Annotated in this window: 11 protein-coding genes; 3 read left to right on the top strand and 8 right to left on the bottom strand. The window is 54.8% G+C overall.

Translation table 11 applies throughout. The annotated features are described in order from the left end of the window. Positions 1 to 251: 251 nt before the first annotated feature. Positions 252 to 4139 carry a phosphoribosylformylglycinamidine synthase gene (gene purL / locus GFB57_RS10710; RefSeq protein WP_008319631.1) on the bottom strand — a complete coding sequence of 1296 codons (3888 nt, stop codon included), beginning with the start codon at positions 4137 to 4139 and terminating at the stop codon, positions 252 to 254. Positions 4140 to 4395: 256 nt separating this feature from the next. Between purL and mltF the strand changes: the two genes are divergently transcribed. Continuing rightward, entirely contained in the window at positions 4396 to 5946 is a 1551-nt protein-coding gene (gene mltF / locus GFB57_RS10705) for a membrane-bound lytic murein transglycosylase MltF (RefSeq protein ID WP_003037607.1), read from the top strand. A gap of 12 nt (positions 5947 to 5958) precedes the next feature. On the opposite strand, the gene tadA is transcribed toward mltF, so the two are convergent. The 4 genes from tadA to murQ are packed head-to-tail and all read right to left on the bottom strand — an operon-like array spanning position 5959 to position 9419. After that, positions 5959 to 6495 carry a tRNA adenosine(34) deaminase TadA gene (gene tadA, locus GFB57_RS10700; RefSeq protein WP_071524296.1) on the bottom strand — a complete coding sequence of 179 codons (537 nt, stop codon included), beginning with the start codon at positions 6493 to 6495 and terminating at the stop codon, positions 5959 to 5961. 17 nt (positions 6496 to 6512) lie between these two features. Next, complete coding sequence (gene yfhb, locus GFB57_RS10695) at positions 6513 to 7148, bottom strand: phosphatidylglycerophosphatase C (RefSeq protein ID WP_003037603.1); 636 nt, start codon at positions 7146 to 7148, stop codon at positions 6513 to 6515. Between the two features lie 3 nt (positions 7149 to 7151). Next, positions 7152 to 8516, bottom strand: coding sequence for a PTS transporter subunit EIIC (locus GFB57_RS10690; protein ID WP_003037599.1), 1365 nt, complete (start codon positions 8514 to 8516; stop codon positions 7152 to 7154). 9 nt (positions 8517 to 8525) lie between these two features. Further along, on the bottom strand, positions 8526 to 9419 hold the full coding sequence (gene murQ, locus GFB57_RS10685) for an N-acetylmuramic acid 6-phosphate etherase (protein ID WP_003037596.1): 894 nt from the start codon (positions 9417 to 9419) through the stop codon (positions 8526 to 8528). Positions 9420 to 9536: 117 nt separating this feature from the next. Here murQ and GFB57_RS10680 point away from each other — a divergent pair, with 117 nt between their 5' ends. Next, positions 9537 to 10385 (top strand): MurR/RpiR family transcriptional regulator, encoded by an 849-nt coding sequence (locus GFB57_RS10680; protein WP_003037593.1) that lies wholly within the window; start codon positions 9537 to 9539, stop codon positions 10383 to 10385. Positions 10386 to 10440: 55 nt separating this feature from the next. Continuing rightward, positions 10441 to 10701 carry a YfhL family 4Fe-4S dicluster ferredoxin gene (locus GFB57_RS10675; protein ID WP_003037590.1) on the top strand — a complete coding sequence of 87 codons (261 nt, stop codon included), beginning with the start codon at positions 10441 to 10443 and terminating at the stop codon, positions 10699 to 10701. Between the two features lie 29 nt (positions 10702 to 10730). Here GFB57_RS10675 and acpS read toward each other — a convergent pair whose 3' ends face one another. The 3 genes from acpS to recO are packed head-to-tail and all read right to left on the bottom strand — an operon-like array spanning position 10731 to position 12582. Then, positions 10731 to 11111, bottom strand: coding sequence for a holo-ACP synthase (gene acpS, locus GFB57_RS10670; protein ID WP_003037588.1), 381 nt, complete (start codon positions 11109 to 11111; stop codon positions 10731 to 10733). Then, positions 11111 to 11842 (bottom strand): pyridoxine 5'-phosphate synthase, encoded by a 732-nt coding sequence (gene pdxJ / locus GFB57_RS10665; protein WP_003037585.1) that lies wholly within the window; start codon positions 11840 to 11842, stop codon positions 11111 to 11113. The genes acpS and pdxJ overlap by 1 nt, the downstream gene beginning before the upstream one ends. 11 nt (positions 11843 to 11853) lie before the next feature. Then, positions 11854 to 12582 (bottom strand): DNA repair protein RecO, encoded by a 729-nt coding sequence (gene recO, locus GFB57_RS10660; RefSeq protein WP_003037583.1) that lies wholly within the window; start codon positions 12580 to 12582, stop codon positions 11854 to 11856. Between the last annotated feature and the right edge of the window lie 2 nt (positions 12583 to 12584).

Here is a 12584-nt window from a genome sequence, read left to right as displayed (position 1 = left end):
ACTTAAAAATAAATTCGTTTTAAATCAAATAATTAAATGTCTCTTTTTGGCGACAATGTAACCTTACCTATGTCGGCATTTCCCGACACTTTACTTTTAGGTGCAAGCGCTGAGTTTATTGCCGGATAGCGGCGTGAACGCCTTATCCGGCCTACAACCGCATTTCCCCGAAAGCCTGATAAGCGTAGCGTCATCAGGCGGCAGACAAAAAAAAGCCCCTCACGAAGAGGGGCTTGATGATCATAGACTAATTATCCAAGCTGTTTACGCGCGTTGCGGAAGATACGCATCCACGGGCTGTCCTCGCCCCAATTTTCCGGGTGCCAGGAGTTGCTCACGGTACGGAACACGCGTTCCGGGTGCGGCATCATAATGGTGACGCGACCATTTTCAGTGGTCACAGCAGTAATACCGTTCGGCGAACCGTTCGGGTTAGCCGGGTAAGCCTCGGTCACCTTACCGAAGTTATCGACGTAGCGCAGTGCCACCAGACCTTTGCTCTCAAGCTGAGCCAGATGCGCACCGTCACGCACTTCCACACGACCTTCACCGTGAGAAACGGCAATCGGCATCATCGACCCCACCATATCGGCAAGCAGTAAGGACGGGCTTTGCGTCACTTCGACCAGGCTGAAGCGGGCTTCAAAGCGGTCGGAGTGGTTACGCACAAAGCGCGGCCACAGGTCGCTTCCTGGGATTAGCTCACGCAGGTTAGACATCATCTGGCAACCGTTACACACTCCGAGCGCCAAGGTTTGCGGGCGATGGAAGAAGGTTTCGAACTCATCACGCACGCGGTTGTTGAACAAAATTGACTTCGCCCAACCTTCCCCTGCGCCGAGTACATCGCCGTAAGAGAAGCCGCCGCAGGCTACCAGCGCCTGGAAGTTACCCAGGCCGATGCGTCCCCCCAGCAGATCGCTCATGTGTACATCGATGGCGTCAAAGCCCGCACGGTGGAAAGCTGCCGCCATTTCGACGTGGGAGTTAACGCCCTGCTCGCGCAGCACGGCCACTTTCGGACGCGCACCGGTGGCGATATACGGCGCGGCAACATCGTCGTTAATATCGAACGTCAGTTTGACGTTGAGACCCGGATCGGTATCGTTGGTTTTAGCGTCGTGTTCCTGATCGGCGCATTCCGGGTTATCGCGCAGACGCTGCATCTGCCAGGTGGTTTCCGCCCACCACATACGCATCGTGGTGCGACTTTCGCTGAACACCGCATGACCATCTGCTTCGACCACGAAGCGGTCGCCCTGCACGGCTTTCCCCAGATAGTGCACGCAATCGGCCAGGCCATGTTGAGCCAGCAACGCCTCAACCGCTTCACGATCACCTGCGCGAACCTGAATCACCGCGCCCAGCTCTTCGTTAAACAGCGCCGCCAGACGATCTTCACCCAGAGAGTGGATATCAGCTTCAATACCGCAGTGACCAGTGAAGGCCATTTCCGCCAGCGTCACCAGCAAGCCACCGTCGGAGCGATCGTGGTAGGCCAGCAGCTTACGCTGTGCGACCAGTGCCTGAATGGCGTCGTAGAAGCCTTTCAGTTGCTCTACGTTACGCACATCGGCAGGCTTATCCCCCAGTTGACGGTAAACCTGCGCCAGCGCCGTCGCACCAAGCGCGTTGTGACCCAGACCAAGGTCAATCAGCAACAGGGCGTTGTCTTCAGTAGAAAGCTGCGGGGTAATGGTGTGGCGCACATCTTCCACGCGGGCAAAGGCGGTGATCACCAGCGACAGCGGCGAGGTCATTTCACGCTGTTCGTTGCCTTCCTGCCAGCGGGTTTTCATCGACATAGAGTCTTTGCCCACCGGAATGGTCAGGCCAAGCGCCGGACATAATTCTTCCCCAACGGCTTTTACCGCTTCGTACAGTCCGGCGTCTTCGCCAGGGTGACCCGCAGCCGCCATCCAGTTGGCCGACAGTTTAATGCGTTTGATATCGCCAATCTGCGTTGCCGCAATGTTGGTCAGCGCCTCACCGACAGCCAGACGCGCAGAGGCTGAGAAGTCGAGCAATGCGACTGGCGCGCGCTCGCCGAGAGACATCGCTTCGCCGTAGTAGCTATCGAGGCTTGCGGTAGTGACCGCGCAGTTGGCGACCGGGATCTGCCATGGACCAACCATCTGGTCACGCGCCACCATACCGGTAACGGTACGGTCACCGATAGTCACGAGGAACGTTTTCTCCGCGACAGTCGGCAGATGCAGCACGCGGTTAACCGCATCTGCAATCGAGATTTCACTACGATTCAGTGCATCGCCTTTGGCTTTCAGCGTCTGCACATCGCGGGTCATTTTCGGTGTTTTACCCAGCAGCACATCGAGTGGCATGTCGATCGGCTGGTTGTCGAAGTGGCTGTCGCTCAAGGTCAGATGCTGTTCTTCGGTTGCTTCACCGATGACCGCGTACGGCGCGCGCTCGCGCTTACACAGTTCGTCAAACAGCGGCAATTGATCGGCAGCAACCGCCAGCACGTAGCGCTCCTGGGACTCGTTACACCAGATTTCCAGCGGGCTCATACCCGGCTCATCGCTGAGGATATCGCGCAGCTGGAACTTACCACCGCGACCGCCATCGCTTACCAGCTCCGGCATGGCGTTAGACAGACCTCCCGCGCCAACGTCATGGATAAACAGAATTGGGTTCGCATCACCCATCTGCCAGCAACGGTCGATAACTTCCTGGCAACGACGTTCCATTTCCGGGTTATCACGCTGTACAGAAGCGAAATCAAGATCGGCATCAGACTGACCGGAAGCCATAGAGGAGGCTGCCCCGCCGCCAAGGCCAATGTTCATCGCCGGGCCGCCGAGGACGATCAGCTTGGCGCCAACGACGATCTCGCCTTTCTGCACGTGATCGGCACGGATGTTACCGATCCCGCCTGCCAGCATGATCGGTTTATGGTAACCGCGCAGCTCTTCGCCGTTATGGCTGTTGACCTTTTCTTCATAGGTACGGAAGTAGCCGGTCAGCGCCGGGCGACCAAATTCGTTGTTAAACGCCGCGCCGCCCAGCGGGCCTTCGGTCATGATGTCGAGCGCGGTGACAATACGATCCGGCTTACCAAAGTCCTCTTCCCAAGGCTGTTCAAAGCCAGGAATACGCAGGTTGGAGACGGAGAAGCCTACCAGCCCGGCTTTCGGTTTTGCACCACGACCGGTTGCACCCTCATCGCGGATTTCTCCGCCGGAGCCGGTTGCCGCACCTGGCCACGGAGAGATAGCCGTCGGGTGGTTATGAGTTTCTACCTTCATCAGGATGTGGGCTGGTTCCTGATGGAAATCGTAGCGGCCGGTTTTGTGATCGGCAAAATAGCGGCCCACTTCAGAACCTTCCATTACCGCGGCGTTGTCTTTATAGGCAGACAGCACGTGGTCCGGCGTGGTTTCGAAGGTATTCTTGATCATCTTGAACAGCGACTTAGGCTGTTGTTTACCGTCGATAACCCAGTCGGCGTTAAAAATCTTGTGGCGGCAGTGCTCGGAGTTGGCCTGCGCAAACATGTACAGTTCAATGTCGTTCGGGTTGCGCCCCAGTTTGGTGAACGCATCCTGCAGATAGTCAATTTCGTCTTCCGCCAGCGCCAGACCCAGACGCAGGTTAGCGTCGATCAGCGCCTGACGTCCCTCACCCAGTAGATCAACGCTGGAGACCGGCGCCGGTTGGTGATGGACAAACAGTTTTTCGGCATCGTTCAGCGCAGAGAAAACCGTTTCCATCATGCGGTCGTGCAGTTCATCGGCCACCATCTGCCATTGCTCAGCGGTCAGTGTAGAGGCTTCTACATACCAGGCAATGCCACGTTCCAGGCGGCTAATCTGATGCAGACCGCAGTTGTGGGCAATATCAGTCGCTTTAGAAGACCACGGGGAGATGGTGCCAGGGCGAGGCGTAACCAGCAGCAGTTTTCCTTCCGGGGCGTGGCTTTGCAGAGCAGGACCATATTTCAGCAGGCGTGCAAGCTGCGCGTGCTCATCTTCATTTAACGGTGCATTCAGATCGGCAAAATGGACGTACTCGGCGTAAATATTGTGGACCTGGAGGTTGGCAGCCTGAAAACGTGCCAGCAGTTTGTTAATACGGAATGCAGACAGTGCAGGTGAACCACGCAGAATTTCCATCATAAGTCTCTCGTCTTCTAAGCTTTCGGTGTGCCCAAGTGGGGAAACGGGCGTCATTATAAAGAATCTACCGCGCCGACGAAACCGTTTGCGTCGAAATAAAATCACGACAGTCACTTATCATCAAATGCGGTCAGATTTCTGAATAAGTTGCCAACTGACGCAAGTTTAAGCAAAATGCCGTTCATTAATGACGACTTCACTTCTTAATCAGCACCACAGCAGGCAGAGAAAACGTACGGTTCAGAGAATTAACTAATTGAAAAAATTAAAGATTAATTATCTGTTCATCGGCATATTGACGCTGTTGTTGGCAGCGGCCCTTTGGCCATCTATTCCCTGGTTCGGTAAAGCCGAAAATCGTATCGCCGCCATTCAGTCGCGGGGAGAGCTGCGCGTCAGTACCATCGACTCGCCGTTAACTTACGCGACCCTCAACGGCAAAAAATTCGGCCTGGATTATGAACTGGCCCAGGAATTTGCCGACTACTTAGGCGTGAAGTTAAAAGTTACCGTACGCCAGAACATCAGCCAGCTTTTTGACGACCTGGATAACGGCAATGCCGACCTGTTAGCCGCAGGCCTGGTCTATAACAGCGAGCGGGTGAAAAATTACCAGCCAGGCCCGACCTATTATTCGGTTTCACAACAGCTGGTGTACCGGGTTGGGCAATATCGCCCGCGCACGCTTGCCACCGTGAACGAAAGCCAACTGACTATCGCCCCGGGGCACGTGGTGGTTAACGACCTCCAGCAGCTAAAAGAGAAAAAATTTCCCGATCTGAGCTGGAAAGTTGATGACAAAAAGGGCACCACCGAATTGCTCGATGATGTAATCGCCGGAAAGCTGGATTACACCATTGCAGATTCTGTCGCCATCAGCTTATATCAACGCGTGCATCCTGAGCTGGCCGTGGCGCTGGACGTCTCTGACGAACAGCCGGTGACCTGGTTTAGTCGTCTGGACGATGACAACACGCTGTCTGCCGCCTTGTTGGATTTCTTTAACACCATGAATGAAGACGGTTCTCTGGCACGGCTGGAAGAGAAATATCTCGGGCATGGCGATGATTTTGACTATGTCGATACCCGCACCTTTTTGCGCGCCGTAGACAGCGTGTTGCCGGACCTTAAGCCGCTGTTTGAGAAGTATGCGCAGGAGATAGACTGGCGACTGCTGGCTGCTATCTCATATCAGGAATCACACTGGGACGCGCAGGCCACCTCTCCAACCGGCGTACGCGGGCTGATGATGTTGACCAAAAATACTGCTCAAAGTCTCGGGCTGACCGACCGTACCGATGCCGAACAGAGTATCAGCGGCGGCGCGCGATACTTGCAGGATATGATGAGTAAAGTACCGGATACCGTCCCCGAAGGAGAACGCATCTGGTTTGCCCTTGCAGCCTATAACATGGGTTATGCGCACATGCTTGATGCGCGGGCGCTAACGGTGAAAACCAAAGGCAATCCAAACAGTTGGTCCGACGTAAAACAGCGGCTACCGCTGCTCAGCCAAAAGCCGTATTACAACAAGCTGACCTATGGCTATGCGCGTGGCCACGAAGCTTACGCCTATGTGGAAAATATCCGTAAGTACCAGATTAGCCTGGTGGGGTATCTGCAGGAGAAAGAAAAACAGGCGCAGGAAACGCAGCAACTGGCTCAGGATTACCCGGCGGTGTCGCCGGCTGAGCTGTTGGGTAAAGATAAATTTCCGCTTTCAGCCTTTCTGACTCAGACGTCGTCAAACTACCTGTCGCACTCCCCTTCCCTGCTATTTTCGGCACAGAAGAAAGAAGGCCAGTAGTCTGATTGGTATTTACTGATTAGCGGATTTTTTCAGGGCCTTGATTTCCTGCCGACGCATGCGAAAGAAATCACTGAGCAACGTGGCACATTCATCCCGCAGTACCCCCTCTGTCACTTCAACCCGATGATTCATCCCTGGGTGATGCAGCACATCCATTAATGACCCGGCAGCGCCCGTTTTCGCATCGCGTGCACCAAAAACGACCCGACCGATACGGCTGTGCACCATCGCGCCTGCGCACATCACGCACGGCTCCAGAGTGACGTACAGCGTGGCATCTAACAGACGGTAGTTTTGCAGCACCAGGCCGCCCTGGCGCAGCGCCATAATCTCAGCGTGGGCAGTCGGATCATGATGACCTATCGGGCGGTTCCAGCCTTCGCCAATCACTCGATTGTTATGTACCAATACCGCACCCACCGGGACCTCACGCTCATCCCAGGCGCGCTTAGCCAGCGTTAAAGCATGACGCATCCAGTATTCGTGGCTAAATTCAACATCTGACAAAGGGGTTACTCCACCAATAAAAGCGGGCGCATTATACACAGACGCTATCGTTTACTCTATTCGAGTTGTTGCAGCTCTCCGCGCGGCGTGACGCGCCAGCGATGCTGGCAAAAAGAGAGTAACGGATTATCCTGCTTACTGTCGCTGTAGCCGCTGTAGAGAGACAACGGTGCGCCAATCTGCCGCTCCAGTTGAGTGACTTTCTCATGACCCAGGCAGCGCAGAGTCAACACCCAGCCGCCGTATCCCCGCGCCATTTTGCTGGCGATCAGATTGACTCGCGGTAGCCACGGCGTGTCGAAGTAAACCTGCTCGACCAGCGACTGCGGAGAGCCAGTGATAAGCCAGATGTCAGCGTCAGAGCTTAACAGGTAGGTTGTCAGACGCTGCTGAACGAGCGGAAACGCCGTCACGTTACTGCGAAACCAGCGCACAAAGTCGGCCTGATGCGCTTTCAGACGCGCCTCGCTGCGACCAAAAGTGCATCCCCATAACAGCAGGCTCATTGGCCAGCGGGCGGCACGCCCTTGTATCAGCAATGCCAGCGCAATCACCGGTAGCAGAGGCAGCACCAGCAACGCGTTCAGCGGCTGACGACGTAGCAGATAACGTATAAAACTACCGAACATATCCTGCTGGTGTAACGTGCCATCCAAATCAAAAAAGACAACGCGGCGCTGGTGATTGGTCAAACCTTATTCCTCTGGATCAGTGAATCCCAATAGCCAAGTAAACAGGAACCCGGCGATAACTGCTACCAGATAGCCTAACAGATAGAACATCACTTTTCCGGCAACAATCGTCAGTGCCAGCGGTAATCCGGAGATGCCAAACGTGATGACCGTCGCCACCTTCCAGTAGCTAATCAGCGCTCCACCTACCGCGCCGCCAAGACATGCACCGATAAACGGCTTACCCAACGGCAGCGTTACGCCAAAAATCAGCGGCTCGCCTATACCCAGCAGTCCGACAGGCAGTGCACCTTTGATTACTTTTTTTAACCGCGCATTTCGGGTTTTCATCAGAACCGCGATCGCAGCACCTATTTGCCCAACGCCCGCCATCGCCAGGATCGGAAAGAGCGCGTTATAACCGTGTGCCTGAACCAGCTCAACATGGATGGGCACCAATCCCTGATGAAGTCCAGTGAGCACCAACGGCAGGAAGGTTCCTGCCAGCACGGCTCCCACCAGGAAACCGCCGCGATCGATAGCCCAGGATGCACCGTGAGCAATAGACTCAGAAATCCAGCCGCCAAGCGGTTGCAGCGCCACAATAGCGATAGCCCCGGTAATAATGGTGGTCAGCAATGGGTTGAGAATTAGCTCCAGCGATTCCGGCAACAGCTCGCGGAATTTGCGTTCGATCCAGCACATCAACGCCACCACCAGCAGCACCGCGATTACCCCGCCGCGCCCCGGCTGCAACGCTTCGCCAAACAAGGTAATTTGCGCCAGTTGCGGGCTGGAGAGAATACCGGCCATCACGCCCCCCATCGCCAGCGAACCGCCGAAGACTTTGGCAGTATTCACCCCGACAAGGATGTTCATAATGGCAAACACGGCGCTGCCAAATATTCCCATCAGTCCAAGCATATTTGGATAGTGGGTCGCAAAATCCCCCACGATATCCGGTCGCTTAAGGATGTTAATAATGCCGGTAATCAAACCGGAGGCGATAAACGCCGGAATAAGCGGGATAAAGACGTTCGCCAGCTTACGCAGCGCATCGCTCATGGGCGCTTTGTACTTCGCTTTGGCCTCTGACTTCGTGCGCTCGATATCATTCTTATCAGCGCCTTCGCCACCATCGGCAATCAGAGAGCGCATAGCATCCACCACCTTGGCCGCCTTACCGGGGCCGACAATGATCTGGTGCTGCGCGCCCTGTTTCACATAGCCGCTGACACCGGGCAGTTGCCTGAGACGAGGGATATCGAGCTGTCCATCATCCTGAACTTCAACCCTGACGCGGGTCATACAGTTTTCCAGGCGCAGAATATTTTTCTCTCCGCCAACGCCCAGTAGAATATCGCTGGCCAGCACCACCGTCTTATCCATATACACCTCTTAGTGTTCTAACGCCGCGCGTAAAAAACCCTGGTGAGCGGCAAGCTTTTCGCGGGCGGCAGCGGCGTCAAGGCCGGTGAGCGCCATTAAAATAGCTGGCTTAACGTCAAAATCAGTCTGCTTTAGCAGCGCTTGCGCCTGTTCACGCGCAATTCCCGTGGCTTCAACCACCATACGGCACGCCCGATCGACCAGTTTGACGTTGGTTGCCTGCATGTCCACCATCAGGTTCTGATAAACCTTACCGAACTTCACCATCGCTCCGGTGGAGATCATATTGAGCACCAGCTTTTGCGCGGTGCCGGATTTCAGTCGTGTTGACCCGGTCAGCGCCTCTGGCCCCACTACAGGAGAAATGGCAATATCCGCTTCATGCGCGATAGGGGAATCCGGATTGCAAGAAATAGCCACCGTCGTACAGCCCACCGAACGCGCATATTTCAGCCCACCAATTACATACGGCGTGCGACCAGATGCTGCCAGCCCCACCACCAGATCCTGCGCGGTAAGATTGAGCGCACACAGATCGTCTTCACCTAACTGTGGGTTATCTTCCGCACCCTCAACCGCCTTCAGCAGCGCGCCCGGCCCCCCGGCAATCAATCCAACCACCAGACCGTGTGGAACGCCGAAGGTCGGTGGGCATTCAGACGCATCCAGTACCCCGAGACGCCCGCTGGTCCCCGCTCCCATGTAAATAATGCGACCACCTGCTTTTAGTGCGTTAGCTGCCGCATCAACCGCACACGCAACTTGAGGCAGAGTTGCTTTTACTGCTTCGGCTACCAGCGTATCCTGTTGATTAAAACGATGAACCAACTCCAGCGTGGAGAGCGCATCCAGGTCCATGGTCTGTGGATTGCGGGTTTCTGAAACTAATGCACCGAGATTCATTTTTTGTTCCTTAGGAATTTTTAATTCATAATAATCTGCCATAATGGAATATTATATTCATCCAGGCGAATGAAATTTTGTTTTGTAATCGCCATCACGTTTTCGCCAGGAGACAGCATGAACTGTTTAATTCGCATTCGTCAGCGTTACCCGGACCTCGCGCAAAGCGATAAAAAATTGGCAGATTATCTCCTTTCCCAGCCGGATACTGCGCGTCATCTCAGTTCGCAGCAGTTGGCCGCGGAGGCGGGCGTCAGCCAGTCCAGCGTGGTGAAGTTCGCGCAAAAGATGGGTTTTAAAGGATTTCCTGCACTCAAACTGGCGATCAGCGAAGCGCTGGCCAGCAATCCCAACCCCCATTCCATTCCGGTACATAATCAGATTCGCGGTGACGATCCTATGCGTCTGGTGGGGGAAAAGTTGATTCAGGAGAACGTGGCGGCGATGCATGCGACGCTGGACGTCAACAGCGAAGAGAAACTGATGGAGAGCGTCACAATGCTGCGTTCAGCCCGACGCATTATCGTGACCGGGATTGGCGCATCGGGTCTGGTGGCACAGAATTTTGCCTGGAAGTTGCTGAAGATTGGTTTTAACGCGGTGGTGGAACGCGATATGCACGCCCTGCTGGCGACGGTGCAAGCCCTTTCGCCCAACGATCTGCTGCTGGCCATTTCGTATACCGGAGAGCGCCGCGAGCTCAACCTGGCTGCAGATGAAACGTTGCGCACCGGCGCGAAAATCCTCGCCATCACTGGATTTACACCGAACGCCCTGCAGCAACGGGCAAGTCATTGTCTGTACACGATTGCCGAGGAGCAGGCCACCCGCAGCGCAGCGATTTCCTCCACTCATGCGCAAATGATGCTCACTGATTTACTGTTTATGGCGCTGGTGCAGCAGGATCTGGAGCATGCTCCGGAACGCATTCGTCACAGCGAAGCTCTGGTAAAAAAACTGGTCTGAGCAAAGAATGCGCGTATAATGCCCGCCCGGTTTGTGATGTTTTGAGAGTTTCCTGATGGCCCTGTTAATCACTAAAAAGTGTATCAATTGCGATATGTGCGAGCCCGAATGCCCGAATGAGGCGATTTCGATGGGTGATAGCATTTACGAGATTAACAGCGACAAGTGTACGGAATGCGTAGGCCATTACGACACGCCAACCTGCCAGAAGGTGTGCCCGATCCCCAATACTATTTTGAAAGATCCGGCACATGTCGAAACAGAAGAGCAGTTGTGGGATAAGTTTGTGCTGATGCACCACGCCGATAAACTTTAACCGCGTCGCCATCCGGCAACGTGCAGAATCTAACTCTCGATAATCACCGTGGCGCAGGCGTAGTGACGCTCATCGGCCAGCGTCACATGCATATGCGCGACGCCGAGTTTTTCCGCCAGTTTTAACGCCTCTCCCCATAATCGCAGACGCGGCTTACCGAGTTCGTCATTAAAGACTTCAAACTGATTAAACGCCAGCCCATTGCGAATACCCGTGCCAAAGGCTTTTGCTGCCGCCTCTTTGACTGCAAAACGCTTCGCCAGAAAACGCACCGGCTGCTGATGCGTTTCCCAGATTGCCCATTCGTTGTCGCTGAGCACACGTCTTGCCAGGCGGTCGCCGGAACGGGAAATTACCGCTTCGATGCGGGCAATCTCCACGATATCCGTACCTAATCCCAAAATCGCCATTAGCCACGCGCTTCCAGCATCAGGCGCTTCATTTCGACTACGGCATCTTTCAGACCGCTCATCACCGCGCGCCCGATAATGGCATGGCCAATGTTCAGCTCATGCATTTCCGGGATCCGTGCGATAGCTTTAACATTGTGATACGTCAGACCGTGACCCGCATTCACCTTCAGGCCAAGGCTTACAGCATAGGTCGCCGCTTTGGCGATACGCGCCAGTTCGCTGGCCTGCTCTGCGTCGGTTTTCGCATCGGCGTAACAGCCGGTGTGAATTTCAATAAACGGCGCGCCAACTTCCGCAGCGGCCTTAATCTGTTCTTCGTCGGCATCGATAAACAGCGAAACCAGAATGCCTGCGTCCGCCAGGCGTTTGCAGGCATCGCGCATCTTGTCACGCTGACCGGCGACGTCCAGACCACCTTCAGTGGTAACTTCCTGACGTTTTTCCGGCACCAGGCAGCAAAAATGCGGCTTAGTCTCAACGGCAATCGCCAGCATCTCTTCGGTGACTGCCATTTCCAGATTCATGCGCGTATCCAGCGTCTGGCGCAAAATACGCACGTCACGGTCGGTGATATGGCGACGGTCTTCACGCAGATGTACGGTAATACCGTCCGCGCCCGCCTGTTCAACGATAAACGCAGCCTGAACCGGGTCCGGATATGCGGTACCGCGTGCATTACGTAACGTGGCAATGTGGTCAATATTGACGCCTAACAGTAATTCAGCCATGACAATCCTCGTTAATCATTATTTGTTTTTACTGCGCGTTTTGGCATAAATTGCCGGAACAGTTCCCGGCTTTTTAACGGCTTACCACCAAGATACGGCTTTAACGCCATGCGGGTAAAGCGTTTAGCGGCGCGTAACGTATCGACATCAGGAAATTCACGCGACTCAAGTGCTTTGAGATGGCGTCCGGTAAAGGTGTTGTTATCAATAACGACGCTGGCAATAAACCCTTTTTCTTCCCGGTAACGATAGGTCATGGTGTCGTCTACCGGCTCGCCGCTGCCCGCACAGTGGGTAAAATCGACGCCGTACCCCAGATGTCCAAGTAAGGCCAGCTCAAAGCGACGCAATGCAGGTTCTGGCGAACCCGTAGCACCAGCCAGCGCCTGAATACAGTTCAGGTAATCGAAAAAGAGTTCAGAAAAGCGGGTTTCGTACTCGAGTACGCGCGAGACAAGCTCGTTGATATACAAGCCGCTGTACAGCGTGATACCGCTAAGAGGGAGTGCCAGAGAAACGGCTTCAGCACTACGTAGGGTTTTGACCTCTCCACGCCCACCAAAGCGAAGCAACAACGGGGTAAAAGGCTGGAGCGCGCCTTTGAGATTAGAACGTTTGGAACGTGCGCCTTTAGCCACCAGGCGCACGCGACCCGACTCTTCCGTGAAGACGTCCAGCACGAGACTGGTTTCGCTCCAGGGGCGACTATGCAAGACAAAGGCTCGTTGCCATCCTTCCATAT

This window comes from Citrobacter sp. S39, assembly GCF_009495675.1.
Lineage (GTDB): Bacteria > Pseudomonadota > Gammaproteobacteria > Enterobacterales > Enterobacteriaceae > Citrobacter > Citrobacter freundii.
The sequence above is the reverse complement of the archived record's forward strand: the minus strand, read 5'-3'. Positions and strand labels throughout refer to the sequence as shown.

Bases quoted from the DNA above. Each gene is read 5' to 3' on its own strand.
- purL (WP_008319631.1), bottom strand. From the start codon at position 4,139: ATGATGGAAATTCTGCGTGGTTCACCTGCACTGTCTGCATTCCGTATT.
- GFB57_RS10690 (WP_003037599.1), bottom strand. From the start codon at position 8,516: ATGGATAAGACGGTGGTGCTGGCCAGCGATATTCTACTGGGCGTTGGC.
- murQ (WP_003037596.1), bottom strand. From the start codon at position 9,419: ATGAATCTCGGTGCATTAGTTTCAGAAACCCGCAATCCACAGACCATG.
- GFB57_RS10680 (WP_003037593.1), top strand. From the start codon at position 9,537: ATGAACTGTTTAATTCGCATTCGTCAGCGTTACCCGGACCTCGCGCAA.
- GFB57_RS10675 (WP_003037590.1), top strand. From the start codon at position 10,441: ATGGCCCTGTTAATCACTAAAAAGTGTATCAATTGCGATATGTGCGAG.
- acpS (WP_003037588.1), bottom strand. From the start codon at position 11,111: ATGGCGATTTTGGGATTAGGTACGGATATCGTGGAGATTGCCCGCATC.
- pdxJ (WP_003037585.1), bottom strand. From the start codon at position 11,842: ATGGCTGAATTACTGTTAGGCGTCAATATTGACCACATTGCCACGTTA.
- recO (WP_003037583.1), bottom strand. From the start codon at position 12,582: ATGGAAGGATGGCAACGAGCCTTTGTCTTGCATAGTCGCCCCTGGAGC.